22 protein-coding genes are annotated in these 23,128 nt (G+C 64.9%); 15 read left to right on the plus strand and 7 right to left on the minus strand.

The window, feature by feature from the left end:
* Positions 1-207 precede the first annotated feature (207 nt).
* From HYH08_RS14145 to HYH08_RS14155, 3 genes are all read right to left on the minus strand, one after another.
* Complete coding sequence (locus HYH08_RS14145; protein WP_220010423.1) at positions 208-1,602, minus strand: M20/M25/M40 family metallo-hydrolase; 1,395 nt, start codon at positions 1,600-1,602, stop codon at positions 208-210.
* 25 nt (positions 1,603-1,627) lie between these two features.
* A complete protein-coding gene (locus tag HYH08_RS14150) occupies positions 1,628-2,956 on the minus strand; it encodes a glycosyltransferase family 87 protein (protein WP_220010424.1) in 1,329 nt (442 codons plus the stop codon).
* Between the two features lie 131 nt (positions 2,957-3,087).
* Positions 3,088-4,710, minus strand: coding sequence for a helicase HerA-like domain-containing protein (locus tag HYH08_RS14155; protein WP_220010425.1), 1,623 nt, complete (start codon positions 4,708-4,710; stop codon positions 3,088-3,090).
* Between the two features lie 349 nt (positions 4,711-5,059).
* Here HYH08_RS14155 and HYH08_RS14160 point away from each other — a divergent pair, with 349 nt between their 5' ends.
* From HYH08_RS14160 to HYH08_RS14225, 14 genes are all read left to right on the plus strand, one after another.
* Complete coding sequence (locus HYH08_RS14160; protein ID WP_220010426.1) at positions 5,060-5,425, plus strand: DUF2267 domain-containing protein; 366 nt, start codon at positions 5,060-5,062, stop codon at positions 5,423-5,425.
* A 24-nt stretch (positions 5,426-5,449) separates the two neighbouring features.
* The gene (locus HYH08_RS14165; protein ID WP_220010427.1) at positions 5,450-5,857 is read left to right on the plus strand and encodes a DUF4332 domain-containing protein; all 408 of its coding nucleotides are present in this window, start codon (positions 5,450-5,452) and stop codon (positions 5,855-5,857) included.
* A 223-nt stretch (positions 5,858-6,080) separates the two neighbouring features.
* A complete protein-coding gene (folP, locus tag HYH08_RS14170; RefSeq protein WP_220010428.1) occupies positions 6,081-6,953 on the plus strand; it encodes a dihydropteroate synthase in 873 nt (290 codons plus the stop codon).
* Complete coding sequence (folB, locus tag HYH08_RS14175; protein WP_220010429.1) at positions 6,950-7,318, plus strand: dihydroneopterin aldolase; 369 nt, start codon at positions 6,950-6,952, stop codon at positions 7,316-7,318. Before folP ends, folB begins: the two co-directional genes overlap by 4 nt.
* Before the next feature lies 1 nt (position 7,319).
* Positions 7,320-7,811: a 2-amino-4-hydroxy-6-hydroxymethyldihydropteridine diphosphokinase gene (gene folK / locus HYH08_RS14180; protein ID WP_220010430.1), complete on the plus strand. Its 492-nt coding sequence runs from the start codon at positions 7,320-7,322 to the stop codon at positions 7,809-7,811.
* A gap of 82 nt (positions 7,812-7,893) precedes the next feature.
* Positions 7,894-9,765 carry a methylmalonyl-CoA mutase family protein gene (locus HYH08_RS14185; RefSeq protein ID WP_220010431.1) on the plus strand — a complete coding sequence of 624 codons (1,872 nt, stop codon included), beginning with the start codon at positions 7,894-7,896 and terminating at the stop codon, positions 9,763-9,765.
* Complete coding sequence (locus HYH08_RS14190) at positions 9,762-10,226, plus strand: GFA family protein (protein ID WP_220010432.1); 465 nt, start codon at positions 9,762-9,764, stop codon at positions 10,224-10,226. Before HYH08_RS14185 ends, HYH08_RS14190 begins: the two co-directional genes overlap by 4 nt.
* Before the next feature lie 16 nt (positions 10,227-10,242).
* Positions 10,243-12,399 carry a methylmalonyl-CoA mutase gene (scpA, locus tag HYH08_RS14195; protein ID WP_220010433.1) on the plus strand — a complete coding sequence of 719 codons (2,157 nt, stop codon included), beginning with the start codon at positions 10,243-10,245 and terminating at the stop codon, positions 12,397-12,399.
* A gap of 37 nt (positions 12,400-12,436) precedes the next feature.
* Positions 12,437-12,733, plus strand: coding sequence for a nucleotidyltransferase family protein (locus HYH08_RS14200; protein WP_220010434.1), 297 nt, complete (start codon positions 12,437-12,439; stop codon positions 12,731-12,733).
* Between the two features lies 1 nt (position 12,734).
* Complete coding sequence (locus HYH08_RS14205; RefSeq protein WP_220010435.1) at positions 12,735-13,079, plus strand: HepT-like ribonuclease domain-containing protein; 345 nt, start codon at positions 12,735-12,737, stop codon at positions 13,077-13,079.
* Between the two features lie 5 nt (positions 13,080-13,084).
* Positions 13,085-13,855 carry an RsiV family protein gene (locus HYH08_RS14210; RefSeq protein ID WP_502788095.1) on the plus strand — a complete coding sequence of 257 codons (771 nt, stop codon included), beginning with the start codon at positions 13,085-13,087 and terminating at the stop codon, positions 13,853-13,855.
* Positions 13,856-14,062: 207 nt separating this feature from the next.
* The gene (gene meaB / locus HYH08_RS14215; protein WP_220010437.1) at positions 14,063-15,052 is read left to right on the plus strand and encodes a methylmalonyl Co-A mutase-associated GTPase MeaB; all 990 of its coding nucleotides are present in this window, start codon (positions 14,063-14,065) and stop codon (positions 15,050-15,052) included.
* Entirely contained in the window at positions 15,049-15,696 is a 648-nt protein-coding gene (locus HYH08_RS14220; protein ID WP_220010438.1) for a pyroglutamyl-peptidase I, read from the plus strand. Before meaB ends, HYH08_RS14220 begins: the two co-directional genes overlap by 4 nt.
* Before the next feature lie 196 nt (positions 15,697-15,892).
* Positions 15,893-17,263, plus strand: a complete 1,371-nt coding sequence (locus HYH08_RS14225; RefSeq protein ID WP_220010439.1) for a TIGR03808 family TAT-translocated repetitive protein — start codon at positions 15,893-15,895, stop codon at positions 17,261-17,263.
* Here HYH08_RS14225 and HYH08_RS14230 read toward each other — a convergent pair.
* From HYH08_RS14230 to HYH08_RS14245, 4 genes are all read right to left on the minus strand, one after another.
* Positions 17,260-18,063 (minus strand): TIGR03809 family protein, encoded by an 804-nt coding sequence (locus tag HYH08_RS14230; protein ID WP_220010440.1) that lies wholly within the window; start codon positions 18,061-18,063, stop codon positions 17,260-17,262. The genes HYH08_RS14225 and HYH08_RS14230 overlap by 4 nt on opposite strands.
* A 480-nt stretch (positions 18,064-18,543) precedes the next feature.
* A complete protein-coding gene (locus HYH08_RS14235; RefSeq protein ID WP_220010441.1) occupies positions 18,544-20,253 on the minus strand; it encodes a S8 family serine peptidase in 1,710 nt (569 codons plus the stop codon).
* 15 nt (positions 20,254-20,268) lie between these two features.
* Entirely contained in the window at positions 20,269-20,961 is a 693-nt protein-coding gene (locus tag HYH08_RS14240) for a hypothetical protein (RefSeq protein ID WP_220010442.1), read from the minus strand.
* Positions 20,958-21,527, minus strand: coding sequence for a sigma-70 family RNA polymerase sigma factor (locus HYH08_RS14245; protein WP_220010443.1), 570 nt, complete (start codon positions 21,525-21,527; stop codon positions 20,958-20,960). The genes HYH08_RS14240 and HYH08_RS14245 overlap by 4 nt, the downstream gene beginning before the upstream one ends.
* Before the next feature lie 437 nt (positions 21,528-21,964).
* On the opposite strand from HYH08_RS14245, the gene HYH08_RS14250 reads away from it, so the two are divergent.
* The gene (locus HYH08_RS14250) at positions 21,965-23,122 is read left to right on the plus strand and encodes a GGDEF domain-containing protein (protein WP_220010444.1); all 1,158 of its coding nucleotides are present in this window, start codon (positions 21,965-21,967) and stop codon (positions 23,120-23,122) included.
* Positions 23,123-23,128 lie beyond the last annotated feature (6 nt).

The following is a 23,128-nucleotide window of genomic DNA, read 5'->3' on the forward strand; positions in this document are numbered from 1 at the left end:
TCAGAATTCTCCCTCAACAGGATGAATTCGATCAGCGAATTAGTGAACATGCACAGCAATGACGGGGAGAGAGTCTTCGCATAACGAAGGTCTCGTAGGGTGGGCAAAGGCGCAAAGCGCCGTGCCCACGACCTCTATCCGATCACGATGGAAGACGTGGGCACGGCGCGCGAAGAGCGCGCCTTTGCCCACCCTACGGCACCGTGCCTACTTCACTTCCGCCAGTGCGGCGAGGATGCGGGCCCACGACCGGATGCCCTTCTGGAAGCTGCGGAGGTCGTACTTCTCGTTCGGCGAGTGGATGTTGTCGTCGTCGAGGCCGAAGCCGACCAGCAGCGAGTCGAGGCCAAGCGTGCGCTTGAAGTCGGCGACGATCGGGATCGAGGCGCCCGAGCCCATCAGCACGGTCTCCTTGCCCCATTCCTCACTGAGCGCCTTGCTGGCGGCGGCGAGCGGCTTCATGTTCCAGTCGAGCGCGACGGCGGGCGCGGCGGAATGGTCGCCGAACTCGACCTTGCAGTCGCCGGGAAGCCGCGCGGTGACGTAGTCACGGAACGCCTTGCGGATCTTCTGCGGGTCCTGCCCCTCGACCAGGCGGAACGAGACTTTGGCCGAGGCATGCGACGGAATCACCGTCTTCGAGCCTTCGCCGATATAGCCGCCCCAGATGCCGTTGACATCGCAGGTCGGACGCGAGGAGGCCTGCTCGATCAGGAGCCGGCGTTTCTCGCCCGCGGGGATCGACAGGCCGATCGGCTTCAGGAACATCTCCGGCGTCAAATTGAGCTTCTTCCACTGCTCCAGAATGTCCGGCGGCAGATCCTTCACGCCGTCATAGAAACCGGGAATCGTGATGCGGTTGTCGTCGTCGAACAGGCCGCCGAGGATCTTCGTCAGCACGCGGATCGGGTTCATCGCGGTGCCGCCGAACACGCCGGAATGCAGGTCGCGATTGGCCGCGGTGATCTTCAGCTCCTCGTAGAGCAGGCCGCGCAGCGAGGTCGTGATCGCCGGCGTGTTGCGGTCCCACATGCCGGTGTCGCAGACCAGGACGTAATCGGCCTTGAACTCGTCCTTGTTGGCCTCGATGAACGGCACGAAATTCTTCGAGCCGACCTCCTCCTCGCCTTCGATCAGGAAGGTGACGTCGATCGGCAGCGAGCCCGTCACCTTCTTCCAGGCGCGGCAGGCTTCGACGAAGGTCATCACCTGGCCCTTGTCGTCCTCGGCGCCGCGCGCGACGATGATCTTGCGGCCGTCGGCGTGATCAGTCACGACCGGCTCGAACGGCGGACGATGCCAGAGCTCGAGCGGATCGACCGGCTGCACGTCGTAATGGCCGTAGAAGATCACGTGCGGCCGGCCGCCCGCTTTGGTCTTGCCGACGATGGCGGGATGGCCGGCGGTCGGGCGCACTTCGGTCGCGACACCGAGGCTCGCGATGTCCCTGGCGAGATGCTCGGCGGCCGCCTTGCAATCGCCCGCGAAGGCCGGATCCGCCGAGATCGACTTGATCCGCAACAGCGAGAACAGACGCTCCAGGCTGTTGTCGAAATCCTTGTCGATGTGGTCGAGCACGGATTGAAGCTGCGCATTGGCCATGGTCGGATTCCTGACTTTTTGAATCTCAAGAGGGTTGCGGTTTTAGCGCTGCTGCGGCCTCAGAGCCAGCCGCAACCGGCGGATGCCGGATGTGCCATGCGAGGCTACCTGCCAGGATCGCCGTGGCGATGAGGTTGTTGCCCCAGGCCTGGATGACATTGGGAAACCACGGCAGCGCCAGCAGCATCAGGATGCCGACCGCGCCCAGCGTCAGCCAGGTTCCCAGCCGCACGTTCGGCCGCACGTCGAAGGCGGCGCGATGCATCAGCACCGTCATCGGGAAGAACAGCCACATGAAATAGTATTGCCGCGCCAGCGGTGAGGCCACCGTCATCAGGCAGAACAGGATGCCGAGCTCCTCGGCATCCGAGCGCGCCGTTCGCTGCGATTGCCGTGGCATGACGGCGAGGAAGCCGAGCCCGAGCAGCACCGAGACGGCGAGCACGATCCAGTTCGCCGTCTTGTAGTCGACGTCGATGATGTTCATCGTGCGCGGCGGCTTGTTGGGATCTTCCTGATTGTAGTTGATCGGGCGGACCAGACGATGCGTCACCGCAATGAGGGACTGGTTGACCCACGACCAGTTCTGCTCGTCGCGCTGGCCGAAGCCTTTTTCCGAGCTCGAAGCGACCATGCCCTGATACCAGGTCTTGAGCTCGGCCGCGTTGCGCTCGAAGCCGCGGATCGGCGCCGGCACGACATAAAGCAGGATGGCGGTGAAGGCGATCGTGCCGATTGCGGCCGTCCAGTTCCGCCGCCAAACCAGATAAGGCAGCACGGCGATCGGAAACACCTTGATGGCGGTGGCGAGCGCGAACAGGAACCCGGCGAGCCAGCCCCGCTGATGCTGCAGGCACCAGAAACCCCATAGCATCATCGCCAGCAGCACGAGGTTCGGCTGGCCGAGGTCGAACATGTCGAACACGAAGGTCACGGTGACGAAGGCCGGCAGCGCTTCCAGCCACGGGCCGGCCCTGTGGCCCGACCCCGTCATGGCATTGGAGAGCATGCCGGTGTACCACCACGCTACGATATTGAGGATCGACAGCACGGTGTAGAGCGTGATCTTGCCGAACCAGCTTGGAATCGCCAGCAGGATCGCGGGCAAGGGCGGATAGATGAACTCGAAGTAGGACCTGATATCGGCAGGATAAAGCGGCCCGCCGTGCAGGACCTGCTGTCCGGCCCAATACCAGAGCCCATAATCCTTGGTCTTGCCGTGGCCGAAGATCTCCGGACCGAGCACGTCGGCAGTCAGGATCAGGCAGCAGAGCAGGAAGAGCAGGTCGAGCGGCGCGCGTAGCGAAAAGTGTCGGAATGCGCCCGGTTTGTCTGATCGATTCGGTGGTGTCACATGATGTCCAGTCGGAAACAGGTAGCACCTAGCAGACCGACGGACGCTTGGAGAGTCCCCCTCACCCGAAAATTTGCCTGGACACGGGAGCGTCCCCGCGGATCGGCAGCCCGCAAATCGGGCCGTTCTGGCTACCTTCGCAGCAGCCCGCCGAGCGCGCCGCGGACCAGCGTACGGCCGATCGAGCCGCCGAGCTGGCCGCCGATCGACTTGCCGACATTGGCGGCCAGCCCACCGATCACCTGGTTGGTGACCGATCGCGTCACGTCGCGCGCGATGACCTGGCCGGTCGACAGGCGGCCGCGTTTGACATTGGTGCCGAAAATGGTGCCGACGATCGACCCGATCTGGCCGAGGAGACCACCGCTTTCGCCGCCTGCCGGCGCATCCGCGGTTGCGGCCATGCCGGCGATGCGCTTCTGGATCATCTCATAGGCGGACTCGGCGTCGACCGCGGTGTCGTATTTGCCCTTGACCGGGCTCGCATCCATGATCGCCTTACGCTCGTCCGGCGTGATCGGCCCGATCCGGGCCGATGGCGGCCGGACCATGACGCGCTCGACCATAGCCGGTGTGCCGTTGCCTTCAAGGAAGGACACCAGCGCCTCGCCCTTGCCGAGCTCCATGATCACCTTGGCGGTATCGAGCTTCGGGTTGGGGCGGAAGGTCTGCGCAGCGGCCGCGACCGCCTTCTGATCGCGCGGGGTGAAGGCGCGCAGCGCGTGCTGCACCCTATTGCCCAGCTGCCCGAGCACGCGGTCGGGCACGTCGATCGGGTTCTGCGTCACGAAATAGACGCCGACGCCCTTGGAGCGTATCAGGCGCACCACCTGCTCGATCTTGTCCAGCAGCGCCTTCGGCGCGTCGTTGAACAACAGATGCGCCTCGTCGAAGAAGAACACCAGTTTGGGCTTGGGCAGGTCGCCCGCCTCGGGTAGCTCCTCGAACAGCTCTGACAGCATCCACAGCAGGAATGTCGCGTAAAGCCGCGGCGACTGCAGCAGCTTGTCTGCAACGAGGATGTTGACCATGCCGCGGCCATCGCGGTCGGTCTTCATGAAGTCCTTCAAGCTCAGCGCGGGCTCGCCGAAGAATTTGGTGGCGCCCTGGTTCTCCAGCACCAGCAGCTGGCGCTGGATGGTACCGACGGTGGCCTTGGTGACGTTGCCGAAACCCTGCGCCGCCTTCTTGATGTCGGCGAGCGGGCTTTCCTCTGCGTCGGCGCCCTTCTTGCCGGCGTCGGGCACGATGGCATCGAGCAGCGCGCGCAGATCCTTCATGTCGATGAGGGTCAGGCCGGCATCGTCGGCGACGCGGAAGGCCACGTTGAGCACGCCTTCCTGCACATCGTTCAGGTCGAGCATGCGCGCCAGCAGCAGCGGTCCCATCTCGGTGACGGTCGCCCGCACCGGATGGCCCTGCTCGCCGAAAACATCCCAAAATACCGTGGAGAACTGGTCGGGCTGGAACGTCAGCCCCATCTCGGTAGCGCGCTTGACGATGAAGTCTTTGGCTTCTCCAACCTCGGAGATGCCGGAGAGGTCGCCCTTGATGTCGGCCGCGAAGACCGGGACACCGGCGCGCGCAAATCCTTCCGCCATGACCTGCAGCGTCACCGTCTTACCGGTTCCGGTTGCCCCGGTGACGAGACCGTGGCGATTGGCAAGCGCCAGCGTCAGCCATGCCTGCTCGTCTCCCTTGCCGACGAAGATCTTGTCGTCGGTGTCGCCGAGCTTGCTGTCCTGTGCCGTCATTATTCTCTCTGATCTCTCTGCCGTGTTTCGCGTATTGAAACCCGAATGCACCAGTTCCGTAGTTTAACGCATGTTATGCGCCGATTAAATCCGTTCCACGCGCCCTCAGCACGTGACATTGTCGGAAACATGCAATCAACATCCGCCAAAAGTGGGAAAGACGCGTTCGCAGCGCGGCAATTTTTCGCCGATTCCATCTCTGCTCTTGCATGGCTGCAACACTTTTCGCGTCTTCGAGAATGAATCGGAGCGTTGTTCGCGTTCATCGCTTGAATTTCACATCACACCGGCTCAAGATCATTTTTCGAAGAAATACTCCGGCATGCGAACCGGTTGAGGGGCGGGCCTTATGGACGAACTGATCGGACGGCTGGCGACAAACGCCAGCATAGATAGTGCTGTGGCTGAAAAGACCGTCGGCATCATCCTGGGCTTCCTGCGTAACGAAGGTCCTTCCGACAGCGTGCAGGCCCTGATCGATCAGATCCCCGGTGCCGAAGCGGCGATCGAGGCATCCAGAAGCGGCGGCGGACTGTCGCGGTTGATCGGCGGCGGCCTGATGGCGGTCGGCACGCGCCTGATGGGCCTCGGGCTTGGCATGTCCGACATTCAGTCGATTGCCCGTGAACTTTTCCGCTACGGCCGAGACAAAATCGGAGCGGATCAGATGGGCAAGATCATCGCGGGGACGCCGGGCCTCAGCCAGTTCGCCTGAGCGACGCTTTTCATATCGAGTACCATGACATATCCGATCTCCGAGATTGAGGGCTTGCCTGCCTTTGCCGCCAACAAGTTGAAGGCGCAGGGTATCCGCACCACCGACGCGCTGCTCGAAGCGGCCTCCACCGTGAAGGGCCGCAAGGCGCTCTCCGCCAAGACCGGCATCAGCGAGCAACTGCTGCTCGAATGGGCCAACGTCTCCGACTATATGCGCATCCCCGGCATGGGCCGCGCCAAGGTCGGCCTCGTCCGCGCCGCCGGCGTCGCCACCGTGCGCGAGCTCGCCTATCGGAATCCGGCAAGGCTCGCCCAGAGCATGCGCGACGCCAACGAGAAGAAGAAGCTGGTCCGCATCCTGCCGTCGGAGAAGTCGGTCGGCGACATCATCGCCAAGGCGAAGAAGCTGCCGCCGAAGATTACCTATTGATCGTAGCTCCGTCATCCTGAGGTGCGAGGCGCGCGGTGCAGAGCACCGCGCGGGGAGCCTCGAAGGATGCACGGCCACGCTGCATCCGAGCGGAGAGAGCCGGGCCGTCGCCCTTCGAGGGCCGCTGAAGAAGCGGCCACCTCAGGGTAACGGCGAAAGGCAGCGTGCATCCGCCTCCAATCCCGCCTTGAATCCCCCCTCCCCGACCGCTAAAGCGGGCCGCATGAATGCCTCGCCCTCTTCATCCGTCCCGCTGGCCGGCTCGGCCGGGGCAGATACGTTGCGGACGCTGCTGGAACGGCCGATCCCGGCGGTGATGGGCGTGCTCAACGTCACGCCGGACTCCTTCTCGGACGGCGGCCAGTTCATCGCGCCCGAAGAGGCGCTGAAGCGGGCGCGGGCGATGATCGAGGCCGGCGTCGACATCATCGACGTCGGCGCCGAGTCCACCCGTCCCTATACCGGCGCCAAGGCCGTCACGGCGGCGGACGAGCTGGCCCGGCTGAAGCCGGTGCTGGCGGGCATCGTGGCGCTCGGCGTGCCGGTGTCGATCGACAGCATGAAGTCGGAAATCGTGGCCTTCGCGCTCGACCAAGGCGTCGCGATCGCCAACGACGTCTGGGGCCTGCAACGCGATGCCGGCATGGCGCCGCTGGTCGCCGCAAGAGGCGCCCCCGTCATCGTCATGCACAACCGCGACAGCGTCGATCCCGCCATCGATATCATCGTGGACATGAAGGCGTTCTTCATGCGCTCGCTGGACATCGCCGCGAAAGCGGGCATCGCGCGCGACAAAATCGTGCTCGATCCCGGCATCGGCTTCGGCAAGACGGCCGAGCAGAGCATGACCGCGCTGGCGCGCTTGCGCGAGCTGGACGTGTTCGGCCTGCCGATCCTGGTCGGTGCCTCGCGAAAGCGCTTCATCGCCTCGGTGTCGCCGTCGGAGCCATCGGGCCGGCTTGCCGGCTCGATCGCCGCGCATCTGATCGCCGCGCAGAAGGGCGCGAAAATCATCCGGACCCATGACGTCGCCGAGACCTTGCAGGCCCTGCGGGTCGCCCATGCCATCGAGAGCAAGCCAGAGAACACGCAATGACCGATACGATCTTCGTCACCGGCCTGTCGATCCACGCGCGTCACGGCGTGATGGATCACGAGACCGAGGTCGGCCAGCGTTTCGTCATCGACCTCGAGCTCTATACCGACCTGTCCGAGCCCTCACGCTCCGACAAGCTCTCCGATACCGTGTCCTATGCCGAGGTCGTGGCGACCACGACGGCGGCGTTCAAGAACACCAATTACAAGCTGCTGGAGCGCGCGGCCGGCGCGGTGGCCGATGCCATCCTGTCGCACTTCCCGCGCATCCGCGCCGTGAAGATCACCGTGCACAAGCCGCATGCACCGATCGCCGCGATCTTCGATGACGTCGGCATCATGCTGACCCGCTCGCGGCATCCATAACATGGCAAGCGTGCTGATCGCCCTCGGCGGCAATGTCGGCGATGTCCGCGCGACATTCGCTAAGGCGATCTCGCACATCTGCGGCATGGCACAGGCCGCGGTCATCGCGCGCTCCTCGGACTACAGGACCCCGCCCTGGGGCGACGAGGACCAGGCTGCCTTCATCAACGCCTGCGTCGAGATCGAGACCGACCTCGATCCGCATGCGCTGCTGTTCGTGATGCAGAAGGTCGAGCAGAAATTCGGCCGCACCCGGGACAAGGACCGGCAATGGGGCCCGCGTACGCTCGATCTCGACATGATCGCTTATGACGACGTGTCGTTTCGGAAGCCCGATTTGACCCTGCCGCATCCGCGCCTGTTCGAGCGCGCTTTCGTGCTGGTGCCGCTGGCCGAAATCGCGCCCGACCGCGTCATTGCAGGCATTCGTGTTCGGGACGGGCTTGCCAGCGTCTCGACGCAAGGCATTGAGCGGCTTGCGGATACCGGTTAACCAAAATCGACGGTTTGCAGGGACGGTCCGCCGTGGCAAAATTCGCCTGCCAATAACAATATCTTCGGGAGCCCTTGGCCGTATGACCTCCGTGACTGACGACCTGAAGCTGGCGGCGGAATTTCCCAAGGCCACGCCTGAGGACTGGCGCAAGCTGGTTGACGGCGTGCTGAAGGGCGCGCCGTTCGAGAAGCTGGTCGGCAAGACCTATGACGGCCTCAAGATCGACCCGCTCTATCCGCGCGCCAAAGACGTTGCGCCGGTGGTGGGACGGGCTGCGACAGCGCCCTGGCAGATCATGCAGCGGATCGATCATCCGGATGCGGCCACGGCGAATGCGCAGGCGCTGACCGATCTGGAGAACGGCGCGACGGGGCTTGCGCTGGTGTTCGCCGGAGCGAACGGTGCCCATGGTTTCGGCCTGGAGCCCACGGCGGATGCGGTCGCGAGAGTTTTGAAGGACATTCATCTCGATGCCGGCATCGGCATCGAGCTCGAGATCGGACCGCAATCGCGGATGGCCGCGATCCACGTCGCGGAATATGTCAAGAACAACGGGCTCGATCCCGCCGCCTGCAACATCCGCTTCGGGCTCGATCCGCTCGCGGCCGCTGCGGTGTGGGGCCACAGCCCCTATACTTGGGACGAGATCGTCCCCGCCGTCACCGGCGCGATCAAGGGCCTCGCCGCGCTCGGCTTCAAGGGGCCGTTCGCCTCGGCCGATGGCCGCGTGATCCACGATGCCGGCGGCTCCGAGGTGCAGGAGCTTGCCTTCGTGCTCGCCTGCGGCGTTGCTTATCTGCGCGCGATCGAAGGCGCCGGCATTCCGCTGGAAGCCGCGCAGGGCATGGTCTATGCGCGGCTCTCTGCGGATGCCGACCAGTTTTTGACCATGGCCAAATTCCGTGCGCTGCGGCTGCTCTGGGCGCGCATCGAGACGGCATGCGGGCTCTCGCCAAAACCGCTGTTCATCGCCGCCGAAACGGCGTGGCGCATGCTGACGCAGCGCGATCCTTACGTGAACATGCTGCGCGCGACGATCGCGACATTCGCGGCCGGGCTTGCGGGAGCCAACGCGATCACTGTGCTGCCGCATACGCTGGCACTCGGCCTGCCCGATCCGTTCGCGCGCCGCGTGGCGCGCAACACGCAACTCCTGCTGCTGGAGGAAAGCAACCTCGCCAAGGTCAGCGATCCCGCAGCGGGTGCCGGCGGCATCGAGGCGCTGACCGCGCAGCTTTGCGACGCGGCCTGGGCGCTGTTCCAGGAGAGCGAGAAAGCCGGCGGCGCCTTTTCCGCACTTCAGCAGGGCCTGTTCCAGAGCAAGGTTGCAGCCGCGCGAAAGGCGCGTGACGCCAACATCGCCAAGCGCCGCGACGTGCTGACCGGCGCCAGCGAGTTTCCGAACCTGCATGAGAGCGAGACGGCGGTGCTGAAGGCAACGCCGGTCGCGCTGGCGCCCTACGGCGAGCAGAAATATAAATTCGAACCGCTGCCGCCGATCCGCTTGGCACAGCCGTTCGAAGCGCTCCGCGACAAATCCGACGCGGCGCTCAAGGCGCGCGGCAAGCGGCCAAGCGTGTTCCTGGCCAATCTCGGCACGCCCGCCGACTTCACGGCGCGCGCGACCTTTGCAAAAAGCTTCTTCGAGGCCGGCGGCATCGAGGCCACGGGCAGCGAGGGGTTTACCGATCCGGCCAAGATCGCGGCCGCCTTCAAGGCCTCCGGAGCCGCGCTCGCCTGCCTTTGTTCCAGCGACAAGGTGTATGCGGAACACGCCGAAGGCGCAGCGAAAGCCCTGCAAAGTACCGGCGCCCGACATATCTTTCTGGCGGGACGCCCGACTGAAGCCGAGGCGGCTCTCCGTGCGGCCGGCGTCACGGGTTTTGTCTTTGCCGGTGGCGATGCGCTTGCGACGCTGCAGGACGCTTACGTTCGGATGGAGCAGGCATGACCGAGGCCAGCAAACCCGTTCTCACCGGCGGCTGCCAATGCGGCGCGGTGCGCTTTGCGATTTCAGCCACGCCCGCCAAGGTCAGCATCTGCCATTGCCGGATGTGCCAGAAGGCGAGCGGCGCACCGTTCGCCTCCTTCGCCGATATCGAGAAGACAGACTTTGCCTGGACCAAGGGCACGCCATCGGCGTTCCAATCCTCCACGATTGCGATGCGCGATTTTTGTGCGGCCTGCGGAACGCCGCTCAGCTTCCGTCGCATCGACGGCCCGCGCATCGAGATCATGACCGGCACGTTCGACCGCCCCGACCGGCTGGTGCCGACCCGGCAATACGGAACGGAGTCGCGCCTCGGCTGGGTTGTCGGCATCTCCAACCTGCCGAGCCAGACCACGCAGCAGAATTACGGACCGGAGAAGATGGCGACCATCGTCAGTCATCAGCATCCGGACCATGATTGAGGATATGGTTGAAACCATGAGCCGCATTCCCAGTTTCGCCGATGTCGCCTTCGAGCGGACCCCCACCACCCCGCCCTCAGGCGGCGCCGAGCCGTGGCTGACGCCCGAGGGCATTCGGGTGAAGCCGGTCTATGGCGAGGCGGATCTCGCCGGGCTCGACTTCCTCGAGACCTATCCGGGCATCGCGCCGTTCCTGCGCGGCCCCTACCCGACCATGTATGTCAACCAGCCCTGGACCGTCAGGCAATATGCCGGCTTCTCCACGGCGGAGGATTCCAACGCGTTCTACCGCCGCAACCTGGCTGCGGGACAGAAGGGCCTCTCGGTCGCCTTCGATCTCGCCACCCATCGCGGCTATGATTCCGACCATCCGCGCGTCGGCGGCGACGTCGGCATGGCTGGTGTGGCCATCGATTCCATCTACGACATGCGCACGCTGTTTGCGGGGATTCCGCTCGACCAGATGAGCGTGTCGATGACCATGAACGGCGCGGTGCTGCCGATCCTCGCACTCTACGTCGCCGCCGCCGAGGAACAGGGCGTTCCGCCGGAAAAACTGTCGGGCACCATTCAGAACGACATTCTGAAAGAGTTCATGGTGCGCAACACCTATATCTATCCGCCCGCGCCATCGATGCGGATCATCTCGGACATCTTTGCGTACACCTCCCAAAAGATGCCGAAATACAATTCGATCTCGATCTCCGGCTACCACATGCAGGAGGCCGGTGCGACGCAGGATCTCGAGCTTGCCTATACGCTCGCCGACGGCGTCGAATATCTGCGGGCCGGACTTGCCGCCGGTCTCGACGTCGACCGCTTCGCGCCGCGGCTCTCGTTCTTCTGGGCGATCGGCATGAACTTCTTCATGGAGGTCGCCAAGCTCCGCGCCGCGCGGCTGCTCTGGGCGAAGCTGCTCAAGCCGTTCAATCCGAAAGACCCACGCTCGCTGTCGCTGCGCACCCATAGCCAGACCTCGGGCTGGTCGCTGGCCGCGCAGGACGTCTTCAACAATGTGATGCGCACGACCGTGGAAGCGATGGCGGCTACCCAAGGCCACACCCAGTCGCTGCACACCAACGCGCTCGACGAAGCCCTGGCGCTGCCGACCGATTTCTCGGCGCGCATCGCCCGCAACACCCAGCTGTTCCTGCAGCAGGAGAGCGGCACCACCCGCATCATCGATCCCTGGGGCGGCTCGTATTACGTCGAGCGTCTGACGCGCGACCTCGCGGCGAAGGCGTGGGGCCACATCCAGGAGGTCGAGGAGCTCGGCGGCATGGCGAAAGCCATCGAGGCCGGCGTGCCGAAATTACGTATCGAAGAGGCTTCGGCCAAGACGCAGGCCCGCATCGATGCCGGCAAGCAGGCAGTGATCGGCGTCAACAAGTACAAGCCGACCGACGAGACGCCGATCGAGATTTTGAAAGTCGACAACAGCAACGTCCGCCGGCTCCAGATCGACAAGCTGACGCGGCTGAAAGCCGAGCGCAACCAGAAGGAGGTCGATGCCGCACTCGCCGCGCTGACCCGTTCGGCCGGCGAAGGCAACGGCAATCTGCTCGCGCTCGCGATCGACGCGGCGCGGGCGAAAGCGACCGTCGGTGAAATCTCGGACGCGATGGAAAAGGTGTTCGGCCGCCACCGCGCCGAGATCAAATCCATCACCGGCGTCTACAAGCGGGAAGCATCCAGCATGGGCAACCAGGTCGAGAAGGTTCAGGCGCTGATCGACGCCTTCGAGGAGGCGGAAGGCCGCCGCCCGCGCATCCTGGTCGCAAAAATCGGCCAGGACGGCCACGACCGCGGCCAGAAGGTGATTGCGTCGGCATTTGCCGATATCGGCTTCGATGTCGACATCGGGCCGCTGTTTGCAACCGCGGACGAAGCCGCGCGGCAGGCGGTCGAGAACGACGTGCACATCCTCGGCGTCTCCTCGCTCGCGGCAGCCCATCTCACCGCAGTGCCGGAGCTGAAGGCCGCGCTGAAGAAGCAGGGCCGCGAGGACATCATGATCATCGTCGGCGGCGTCGTGCCGCCGCAGGATTACGACGCGCTCTACGCGGCGGGAGCGGAGGCGATTTTCCCGCCCGGCACGGTGATTGCCGAGGCGGCGGAGGAGCTGATCCGCAAGCTGAACGCGCGGCTCGGGCATAGCGAGGCGGCGGAGTAGATGATATACTGGCGGGGTAACCGGCCAGGTTGTGTCCATGACACGCGACGAGATCATCGCTGCAATACGCGAAAACGCTGATGCCATCAAAGGCAAGGGCGTGTCGAAGCTTGCGATCTTCGGCTCGCGCGCCCGCGACGATTATCGCCCGGACAGCGACATCGATGTCCTGGTCGAAATCGAGCCGGATACGACTTTTTCGCTGCTCAATCTGATCGATGTCGAACACATCATCGAGGATGCGACCGGCTTGCAGGCGCAAGCAACCGTCCGACGGTCGATCTCTCCCCGCTTTGCCCAACGCATCGCAGACGACATTCTCGAAGTATTCTGACGTGCGCCCAACCCTTGCTGACCGGATCGGCCATATTCTGGATGCGGCCGGAAAGATCAGGATCGCCGTCGCTGGCCACACGCGAGACAGCTTCTCCAAAGATATCTTCATGCGCCTGGCGACCGAGCGACTGCTCCAGGTCGTCAGCGAAGCCTCGCGCTTCATCCCGGACGACCTCAAAGCGAAGAACCCGGACATCAACTGGAGGGGGCTGGCTGATTTGGGAAACTGGCTGCGCCATGCCTACCACCGCACCGATGCGGACCTCCTTTGGGATATGATCGAAGATGATCTCCCGCCGCTCGAGACTTTCATTCGAACAATCGCTGAGGAGCCGAAGCCTTGAAGCTCGTGTTGAAATTGAGCGTAGCGTTGTTGCTGGGCGCAATCGGTCTCTCGCCTTCCCTCGCCGCCGATCCCAAGCCCGATGCCGCCGTCAAAACCAAGAGTATCGACGCCCGGGTCTTCCTCGACGACAAGATCAAGGCCGATACGGCACTGGCGGCCGATTGCCTCGCTGAAGGCAAGAAGTGGCTCGACAAGAACGCGGCCGATGCTGCCGCCTCGCGCAAGGCGGACCCGCAATTCTTTCGGGACGGCGGCTGGGATTTCGAGCGCAAATATTCCATCCGCTCGATCGTTGCCGATCGCTATGTCAGCGTGCTCCGCAACGACTACATGGACACCCACGGCGCGCATCCGAACTCGGACGTCAACACCATCCTGTGGGACAAGACTGACAACAAACGCATCTCGATCCGCCCGTTCTTCACCGAAACCGCCGACAAGGGCCCGACCATGAAGGCGATGGTGAAGGCGATCATCACCTCGCTCAAGGCCGAGAAGAAGAAGCGCGACACCAGCGAGACCGCAACCGACGAATGGTTCAAAAGCGTGGAGCCGAGCCTTCTCAAGATCGGCGCGGTGACGCTCGCGCCGTCAACGGAAGCCGGCAAGAGCTCGGGTCTCACGTTCCATTACCCGCCCTATGCAGTCGGCCCCTACGCCGAGGGCGAATATGTCGCCTTCGTGCCGTGGGAGACGCTGAAGCCCTACCTCACTCCGGAGGGCACGCACATCTTCGGCGGCGCACGGCCGAAGGGCGATGCGGAAGAACAATGATTGTCGCTTGAGGACCGTCGGGTTGCTCACGGCGCCCTGCTAACGCTATCGTGCGGCGTGCGCGCCATGGCGATCGGCGCGCCGCTCTGGTCGGTGATGGTCCGGGTCTGGCGCAAGGTGAAACCGGTGCAGACGGCGGCGGCAACATCCCGGTGATTTCAGGCGGGCGGCCCTCGCCTGCCTCCCCGCGCCGTTGTAAAGCAGGGCATGACTGAGAAGAAGGCCTCGCTCGACATCAAATCCCTCGCCCGCGACCTCCGTTCCGGCAGTCGCGCGGCCCTCGCCCGGGCCATCACGCTGGTGGAAAGCCGGCGCAGCGACCATCAGGCGCTGGCGCGGGAGCTGGTGCAGATGCTGCTGCCCGACACCGGCAAGGCGTTTCGTGTCGGAATCACGGGCTCGCCCGGCGTCGGCAAATCCACCACCATCGATGCGCTCGGGACCTATCTGATCGCGCAGGGCCACAAGGTCGCGGTGCTCGCGGTCGATCCATCCTCGGCGCGAAGCGGCGGTTCGATCCTCGGCGACAAGACGCGGATGGCGCGATTGTCGGCCTCGGACGACGCCTTCATCCGTCCCTCGCCGTCCTCGGGCACGCTCGGCGGCGTTGCGGCAAAGACGCGCGAGGCGATGCTGCTGTGCGAGGCCGCCGGCTTCGGCGTGGTGCTGGTCGAGACCGTCGGCATCGGCCAGTCCGAGACGGCGGTCTGCGACATGACCGATTTCTTCCTGGCCCTGATGCTGCCCGGCGGCGGCGACGAATTGCAGGGCATCAAGAAGGGCCTGGTCGAGCTCGCCGACATGATCGCGATCAACAAGGCCGACGGCGACAATCTCAAGCGCGCCAATATCACCGCCGCCGACTATCGCGGCGCGCTGCATATTTTGACGCCGCGGTCCGAGCACTGGCATCCGCCCGTCGAGACCTATTCGGCGCTGACCGGCGACGGCATCGCGAAACTCTGGCAGAAAGTTCTGGACCACCGCACGGCAATGAGCGCATCCGGCGATTTCGCCGCAAGGCGGCGCGATCAGCAGGTGAAGTGGATGTGGTCGATGCTGGAGCAGCGCATGCTGGCGCGGCTGCGCAGCGAGGCGTCGGTACGGACGAAGGTGAAGAAGATCGAGGTCGAGGTCGCCGACGGCCATCTTACGCCCGCGCTCGCCGCCGAACAGATTCTGGGGTTGCTGCAATGAGCGACAAGCTCCGCGTTCTCCTCACCGGCTTCGGGCTGTTTCCCGGCGCGCCCTATAATCCCACCCAGCCGCTGGTGGCACGGTTGGCGCAATTGCGCCGTCCGGCGCTCGACCATGTCGCGCTATCGAGCCACATTTTTCCGGTCACCTACGCCGCAGTCGACCGGCAATTGCCCGAAGTGCTTGCGAAGGTGAAGCCCGACGCGCTGCTGATGTTCGGCCTTGCCGCGCGCACGCCCTACCTGCGCATCGAGACCCGCGCGCGCAACGCCGTCACCATGCTTTGGCCTGACGCCGCCAATACCCGCTCGAGCAAGCGCGGCATCACAGGCACCGCGGATGCGATGATGTTCGGGCCGCACACGGCAAGGCTGCTCCGTGCCGCGCGCCTCACCGGCATCGACGCGCGTTCCTCGCGCGATGCCGGCGCCTATCTCTGCAATTACTTAAGCTGGCGCGCGATCGAGAATGTCAGGGCCGGCGGGCCGAGGCTTGCGGCATTCATCCATATTCCGCTGCTCGCACGCAGCGGCGCGGTCAGGCGCAAGGGTGCGCCGCGGATCACGCTGGAGGAGCTGGTGGACGCGGGGGAAGCGATGCTGATGGAGATGGTGGGGTTGGCAAGAAAGGAGCGTATTTCGTAGGGTGGGCAAAGGCGCACTTGCGCCGTGCCCACGATCTCTCTCAACTACAAAAAATGCGTGGGCACGCTGCGCTTTGCCCACCCTACGGCACCTCGCCTGGGTAAACATTTAACCCTACCGCGAACAATCCCCGCGCGCCCTGGCGCCCTGCGCTACCTAATCTCCGCGGACCGCCGCGTCCGCCGGAGGACGCGTCATGGACCTCAATCGCCGCCATCTCATCGGAGCTTCCACCGCCGGCATCGCGGGTGCCCTCGCCATGCCGGCCGATGCCGCGCGTGCCGCGCCGCTGACGTCCCTGCTCGGCCGCGACGCCACGCAATATGGCGTGCGGCCCGGCAGCAGTGAGGATCAGACGCGCGCGCTCCAGCGTGCCATCGACGAAGCCGCGCGGGCGCAGATGCCGCTCGCCCTGCCGCCCGGTATCTACCGTACCGGATTGCTACGGCTGCCGAACGGCGCGCAACTGATCGGCGTGCGCGGCGCGACGAAACTCATCTTCACCGGTGGTGCCTCGACCATCCAGAGCGACGGCTCCGACTCGATTGGCCTCACCGCCATCACCTTCGATGGCGGCAACATTCCGCTGCCGACGCGGCGCGGACTGGTCCATGTGCTCGGCGGACGCGATGTCCGCATCACCGATTGCGAGATCACGAACTCCGGCGGCAGCGGCATCTGGCTCGAGCAGGTCGCGGGCGAGATCTCCGGCAACATTTTTACGAACATCGCGGTCACGGCAGTGGTGTCGTTCGACGCCAGGGGACTCAGCGTGTCCCGCAACACGATTCTCGGCACCAACGACAACGGCATCGAGATCCTGCGCACGGCGATCGGCGACGACGGCACACTGGTCACCGACAACCGCATCGAGGACATCAAGGCCGGCCCCGGAGGCTCCGGCCAGTACGGCAACGCCATCAACGCTTTCCGCGCAGGCAACGTGATCGTGCGCGGCAACCGCATCAGGAACTGTGACTACTCCGCGGTGCGCGGCAACTCCGCCTCCAACATCCACATATCAGGCAACAGCGTCAGCGACGTCCGCGAGGTCGCGCTCTATTCCGAGTTCGCCTTCGAGGCCGCGGTGATCGCCAACAACATTGTGGACGGCGCGGCCGTCGGCGTCTCTGTCTGCAACTTCAACGAAGGCGGACGTATTGCGGTCGTGCAAGGCAATATCATCCGCAATCTGCTTCCGAAGCGGCCGATCGGCACCGCGCCGGACGATGACGCCGGTGTCGGCATCTATATCGAGGCGGATTCATCGGTGACCGGCAACGTGATCGAGAACGCGCCGTCCTACGGCATCGTCGCCGGCTGGGGCAAATATCTGCGCGACGTCGCAATCACCGGCAACGTGATCCGCAAGGCCCTCGCCGGCATCGGCGTCTCCGTGGTGCCGGGCGCCGGCACCGCGCTCGTCAACAACAACATGATCTCGGAAACCCCGCGCGGCGCCGTGGTCGGGCTCGAGCACGCGCGTGCGGTGACGGCGGATTTGTCGGCCGACGGCGCGCAGCGGTTTGCGCAGGTGGTGATCGGCGGCAATGCGGTGCGGCGTTAGAACGCGTTGCGCAGCAACGGGTACTTCTGCTCCAGGCCGTCGAGGCTGAAGGTGAATTCGACGACGCGCTCGGGGGCGGCGACGATTTCGTCGGCGGGCGGGGCGAACTGCGGCAGGAGCGCCGCCATGGCCGCGGGGGCCTTCACGGCAGGCGCCTTCACGGCAGGAGCGTTGGACACCGCCATTGCAGCCGGCACGGCGACCGGCGGCTTCACAACAGGTGCGGTGAGCGGCGCCATTGCGGCGGGCCATGTGACCGGCGACCTCACAGCAGGCGCGGTTGGCGTCGCCCTTGCAGCGGGAGTCTTCAGCGGCGGCACAGCGGCGGGCGCGGTGAACGAAGCCGCTGCCGCAGGCGCCGCGACCAGTGCGGCCGGGACGAGCGGAGCTTCGGTGACGTCGGCCAGCACATCCGGCTTGGGATCGAGCTTGACCGGCACGACGGTCTCGGGGGCGATGTGGACGGCCTTCGGCTGCATGGTTTGCGGCGGCGCGGCCTGCGCCTGCTCGCGCGGAAACACGCGGGGCATCGTCGCCGGCGACCAACCGAATGCCGGTGAGACGCTCGCGGCCGCCGCGGCGACGTCGCCGCCGGTCGCGATGGCGCGCCAGGTCTGGACGGCGCGCTTGGCTTCCTGGATGTTTTCGAGGAACGCGATCTCGGAATGATAACGGCGCCAGCGCCCGGTTTCGAACATTTCGGAGAGATGTTCGAGCCGCTGTTCGGCGAGAGCGCACCAGCGTGCCGCGATGTCGCGGCTGCCAGCCGCGGCCTGAACCAACTCTTGGCGATGTGTCATAAATCTGCCCGTCAGGAGAAAATACGGACGCGACGCAACGCACACGAATCAATTTAGAAGCGACATGAATATTTTGTGGAAAAGTTTTGACTTGTCCAGCAACGACACCGCGTTCGTCATGAAAGACCGTAGTCGTGCGGAGTTTTACGCCACTTCCGAGTCAAGCTTCGCACAAGCATGACGGACTTGCGGTGGACCTGAACGAGGCCGACGATGCACGCGATCGCATTTGCTTAACCGCAAGTTGAGCCCGAATTTCCTTCAAGGAATTGGATGCCACAAAAGAAAAGACCCGTCCGGGGGGACAACCGGACGGGTCGAGCCATATGGGCGCTTGGGGTGGATGGGCGCTCGCGCCTGATATGACTGATGGGGAGGGATGACCGCTCCCACATCATTTGGTCGTGGCAGCTGGCTGAACGTTCAACGCGGCGACCGACTTTTTAACCTTTGGCGGGCGCGCAATCTCGTCGCACGCAGCTAGCGCGTCGCCGGCCTATCCGCCTGAGAAACCGCGGATTTATCGCCCCCGCTCGACAGCGAGGGCTGCTCGATCGCGCGAATGCCAGGCTCACTGGACGGCTTGTCGGCATCTTCACGTTTTGTTGTATCGGACGCCGCCGCAACCGGCGTCGCATTGTCGGCGGGAACAGCCATCAAAGCAGCGAACGCGTCGGCCTCGCCGTCGCCGTAGAGATCGTCACGCCCGGGTGAGCCGAGATCGCGCGCGGTCTTCGCCAGCGTCATGCGTAGCGCTTCCGGCTTGAGCGCGTAGTTGCGCTCGAGCAGTAATGCCGCAACGCCGGAGACATAGGCCGCCGAGAACGAGGTTCCCGAGGTCATCTGGTATTTGCCGTCGGGCGCCGGCAGGAAGATGTCGACGCCGGGCGCCGCCAGCGCGATGTAATTGCCGCGATTGGATGCCGAGAACAGCTTGTCCTGCTGGTCGGTCGCGCTGACCGCGATCACGTTGGGATTGGCGGCCGGATAAAGCGGCGGCGATTTCGCACCCGCATTGCCGGCGGCGGCGATCAGCACCAGCCCGCGCGCGGCGGTCGCCGCGATAGCGCGCTCGATCACGGCGTCCTTCGGGCCGGCAAAGCTCATATTGACGATCTGGGCGCCGTGCTCGGCGGCATAGTTCAGCGAGCGCAGGATGATGTAGGACGAGCTCTCGGCACCGCCCCTGGTGCCGCCGAAGGCGCGGATCGCGATGATGCGCGCTTCGGGCGCGCTGCCCATCAGCCTGGCGTGGGCTACGATGGCACCTGCGATGCCGGTGCCGTGGACATGCGCGCCTTCCGTGCTGCCGAGCGCGTCGAAATTGTCGGAAATGGAATGGCTGAGCTCGGGGTGGCTCGCATCGATGCCGGAGTCGATCACGGCGACCGTGACGTTGGCGCCGTGCGCCAGCGTATGCGCCTGCGGCAGGCGGAGTTTTGCCAGCGCATATTGCGCCGGATCGCCTTCGGTCGGCACGGCCGACTTCTGATCCTGGAGCACGTAACGGAAATTCGGCTGAACCGAGCGCACGCTGCCGTCGGCTGCGAATTCGCGCCGGACCGTCTCGGACGGGCGGCCGTTGGTGATCCGGAACAGGCCGAACGTCGCCCCGATCAGCGGGAAATTCTCGGACGCGACGCGCGTCAGCCCATGGCGTCGCGCGAGCGCGTCGGCCTCAGCGATCGACAGCCCACCGTCGATCTCGGCGACGAATTCATTCGCAAAGGTCCGCTGGCTGACCGAGACCTGCGTGGTGTTGCCGCGGCCCTTGCCTGCGCTCTTCTTTCCGGATTTGCCGGTCCCCTCACCGCCTGCATCTGGCTGGGCGAGGCATTCGCCGTCGGCGCCGCGGTTCGCTGCCGTGCAGGCCGGATAGAGGTTCGGCGAATAGCGCACATAGGGCAGCACCGGCGCGGGCCCGATCCGAACCACGGAGAGTCTCGGGGTCGTGATCGTGCGCGGACCGGGATTGACGCTGACGGCGCGTGCGGTCACGCCAGGGCTGACGCGTGCGGCGACGTTCGGCGAGACGGTCGGCGTGCGCGAGGGAACGCTGATGGTGGGCGTGCGCATGATCGCCTGCGCCTGCGCGACCTCGACGCCCAGGCAGGCAGCAAGCAGCAACCCCGCTCCGACCGAGGAGGCGTAGGCCCCGGCTCGCACCTTGCTCTCGGACTTGCGCGTCATCGGTGCAGCGGCGCCTTACGGCGCCGCGACGGCGAGGTTGACGAACTTCTCGCGCGACATCCTGGCGAGCAGCGATGCGAGCTCGTCCTGGCTCATCGCCTTGTCGAACTGGAGGCGGAACATGCCGCCCTTGGCATCGCCGATGATCGAGGCCTGGTAGTTGTCGAGCAAGGCGGTGATGTCGGCAACCCGTGCCTCCGGCGTGAAGCGCACCAGCGCACGCGAAGGCGCAGCGGCCCCGAGCTCGCGGGTGATCGGCGCGCCGGTCGAGAGCGAGGCGGTCTGATAGGTCGCGGTCTGGGTCTTCATCAGCACGGCGCCGATGATGCCGGCCTGCAGCAGCAGGGCGATGGCACCGAGGCTCGCCGACCACGCCAGCGTGCGCGGCGACAGGCTGGAGAAAAAGGTCGCGATGCGCGCCGACAGCGGCAGCGATGCGACGGGCCGCGCCGGCTCGGCGTCGATTGCTGCGAACAGCTTCTGCATCGCGCGGGCCGACGGCGCACCGAGGCTTTCGTTCAGGTGAATGGTCTCTTCGTACTCGCCGCGGATCACGGCGTACTGCCTGGCCAGTTCCGGATCCCGCGCCAGCGCTTCCTCGACGCGGCGGGCGTCGCGCGCGTTCAGCGTGCCGGCGGCGTGCCAGGGCAGCAGCAGTTCAATTTCACTGGGCTCTTGCTCCAGCATCTTCTTGCTCAAAGCCATCATGGCCAGCCTCGCTCAACGCCGGCTGCCTTCAGCAGTTCGGCCAGTTTCTTGCGCGCATAGAACAAGCGCGTCTTCACGGTGTTCTCGGGAATGCCGACGATCTCTGCCACTTCTTCCACGGACTTCTCGTGGTAGTAGACGAGATCGACGATCTCCCGGTGGTCCGGCGAAAGGCCAGTCAGACACTCCCGCAACGCTTCACTCGTATCCTTCTTCTGCACCGCGATTTCGGGATCGTCGGACGAATCCTCGATCGCGTTGGCAGCCTCTTCGTCCAACCCAACGTCCTTCCTGCGCCGAAGCGCCGAGAGGGCCTTGAATCGGGTGATTGCCAGCAGCCAGGTGGAAACGGCGGATCGGCCTTCGAACTTGCCGGCTTGGCGCCAGACGTCGAGAAACACCTCGCTGATGAGGTCCTCCGCCGCCTGCTCGTCCCGCACGAGCCTCAGCCCGAACCTGTACACCCTGACATGGTGCCGCCCGTACAGCACCTGCATGGCGAGCCGGTCACCCTGGGCGATCCTGGCGATGAGGACCTCGTCCGAAGCCGCCTGTGTCACGCTCAAAGCCCGTCTCGCAAGATTGGTCGGGTCGATGCGGCGCAGGGTTCGACGGGTGGCGTGAAATTCTTCAACTTACCGCAGTCATACGGGGCGGTGTGTGATCTACCCCACATACGCGAATTTTCCTTTTGCCATCCGCGGCGGTTCGCCGTCTCGCTCAAAAACGGTAACATAGTAATGAGGCGCTTCCCTGTGCAATGCCGTCCCGGTGCGGGCGGCCCGGCCTGCATGGAACCATAGCAGCCCCGCACGACGTATGTCTCACCAAGTGCTGTTTTGGCTCGACCGCATCGCCAGCGATGCCTAATTGCCGGAAAATCCGCTCCCCGGCCGCCGCCACTCTGTCCTGCGCTGCACCGTTTGGATTTGGTTTCAAAGGATACCAAACCTAAAGGCTTGCCACGTAGATTTTTGGGCTGAACTCCACCATTGGCGGGACCATGAACACGGCCGCGACGTCCTTTCCCGAGAGGAATGCCGCTGAGGTCGCGGATCTCGTGCTCACGCCTGGGACAGCGGCACCCGAAGTGCTGGCGCGCCGGGCGAGGCAGCGCCGCCAAATGTATATCGGCCAGGTCGCGAGCTACTCGCTCGGCGCCTTCGTCCTGCTGCTCTACGGCTATGACGGCACCGTTGCGATGCACGTGCCCTCGCTGTTCTGGGTCGGCGGCCTCTCGATCATCGGCATCTTCGCCGTGTTGTCGGAAGCCGGCGTCGGCGACAGGTTCACCGACCATTATCTCACCGTCTTCCAGATCTCGGCGCATATGGCGCTGCAGTTCATCTTTCTGCTGTCGGTGCCGACGATCGGCATCGCTTTCATCAGCGTGCTGTTCCTGATCTTCGCCTTCGGCACGCTGCGCATGACCTCGGCCCAGGCGATGTTGACCTGGGCACTTGCGACCATCGGCCTCGCCGCCGTGTTCCTCGGCTCCGAATTGCCGATCGGAATGCCCGTCGCGTCCCGGCTCCAGCGGATCGCCTCGATGCTGTGCTTCGTGCTGGTGATCGGCCAGTGCGCCTTCCTCGGCCTGTTCGGCGCCACGTTGCGCAAGGTGCTATACCGCCGCAGCATCGAGCTGAAGGACGCCTACCGGCGCATCGAGGAACTGGCCGAGCTCGACGAGCTGACCGGCTCCTATAATCGCCGCTGCATCATGCGTCTTCTCGACGCCGAGATCGAAAAGTCACGGCAGGCCTCCGCACCCTGCGCGATCGCGCTGATCGATCTCGACTGGTTCAAGCGCATCAACGATGCCCACGGCCATCCCGTCGGCGACGAGGTGCTGCGCACCTTCGCCATCACCATCTTCGCCAACATCCGTCCAGCCGACCGTTTTGGCCGCTATGGCGGCGAGGAATTTCTGCTGCTGCTGCCGGACACCAATGGCGAGGCCGCCGCGCGCATGATGGAGCGACTGCGCAGCATCGTCGCCGAGCTCGACTGGAGCGCATTTTCTCCGGGCATGGGGGTGACGATTTCCGCAGGCGTCGTCACGCTCCGCGACGCCGACACTGCCGATACATTTCTCGCGCGCGCGGACAGCGCGCTCTATTCCGCCAAGGCGCAGGGGCGCAACCGGGTTGCAATGAGCTGACCAATC

Source organism: Bradyrhizobium sp. BR 10289 (genome assembly GCF_019455385.1).
GTDB lineage: Bacteria > Pseudomonadota > Alphaproteobacteria > Rhizobiales > Xanthobacteraceae > Bradyrhizobium.

Excerpts from the sequence above, each read along its gene's own strand:
- HYH08_RS14145 (WP_220010423.1), bottom strand. The coding sequence starts at position 1,602 with ATGGCCAATGCGCAGCTTCAATCCGTGCTCGACCACATCGACAAGGAT.
- HYH08_RS14155 (WP_220010425.1), bottom strand. The coding sequence starts at position 4,710 with ATGACGGCACAGGACAGCAAGCTCGGCGACACCGACGACAAGATCTTC.
- HYH08_RS14160 (WP_220010426.1), top strand. The coding sequence starts at position 5,060 with ATGGACGAACTGATCGGACGGCTGGCGACAAACGCCAGCATAGATAGT.
- HYH08_RS14165 (WP_220010427.1), top strand. The coding sequence starts at position 5,450 with ATGACATATCCGATCTCCGAGATTGAGGGCTTGCCTGCCTTTGCCGCC.
- folP (WP_220010428.1), top strand. The coding sequence starts at position 6,081 with ATGAATGCCTCGCCCTCTTCATCCGTCCCGCTGGCCGGCTCGGCCGGG.
- folB (WP_220010429.1), top strand. The coding sequence starts at position 6,950 with ATGACCGATACGATCTTCGTCACCGGCCTGTCGATCCACGCGCGTCAC.
- folK (WP_220010430.1), top strand. The coding sequence starts at position 7,320 with ATGGCAAGCGTGCTGATCGCCCTCGGCGGCAATGTCGGCGATGTCCGC.
- HYH08_RS14185 (WP_220010431.1), top strand. The coding sequence starts at position 7,894 with ATGACCTCCGTGACTGACGACCTGAAGCTGGCGGCGGAATTTCCCAAG.
- HYH08_RS14190 (WP_220010432.1), top strand. The coding sequence starts at position 9,762 with ATGACCGAGGCCAGCAAACCCGTTCTCACCGGCGGCTGCCAATGCGGC.
- scpA (WP_220010433.1), top strand. The coding sequence starts at position 10,243 with ATGAGCCGCATTCCCAGTTTCGCCGATGTCGCCTTCGAGCGGACCCCC.
- HYH08_RS14200 (WP_220010434.1), top strand. The coding sequence starts at position 12,437 with ATGACACGCGACGAGATCATCGCTGCAATACGCGAAAACGCTGATGCC.
- meaB (WP_220010437.1), top strand. The coding sequence starts at position 14,063 with ATGACTGAGAAGAAGGCCTCGCTCGACATCAAATCCCTCGCCCGCGAC.
- HYH08_RS14220 (WP_220010438.1), top strand. The coding sequence starts at position 15,049 with ATGAGCGACAAGCTCCGCGTTCTCCTCACCGGCTTCGGGCTGTTTCCC.
- HYH08_RS14225 (WP_220010439.1), top strand. The coding sequence starts at position 15,893 with ATGGACCTCAATCGCCGCCATCTCATCGGAGCTTCCACCGCCGGCATC.
- HYH08_RS14230 (WP_220010440.1), bottom strand. The coding sequence starts at position 18,063 with ATGACACATCGCCAAGAGTTGGTTCAGGCCGCGGCTGGCAGCCGCGAC.
- HYH08_RS14235 (WP_220010441.1), bottom strand. The coding sequence starts at position 20,253 with ATGACGCGCAAGTCCGAGAGCAAGGTGCGAGCCGGGGCCTACGCCTCC.
- HYH08_RS14240 (WP_220010442.1), bottom strand. The coding sequence starts at position 20,961 with ATGATGGCTTTGAGCAAGAAGATGCTGGAGCAAGAGCCCAGTGAAATT.
- HYH08_RS14250 (WP_220010444.1), top strand. The coding sequence starts at position 21,965 with ATGAACACGGCCGCGACGTCCTTTCCCGAGAGGAATGCCGCTGAGGTC.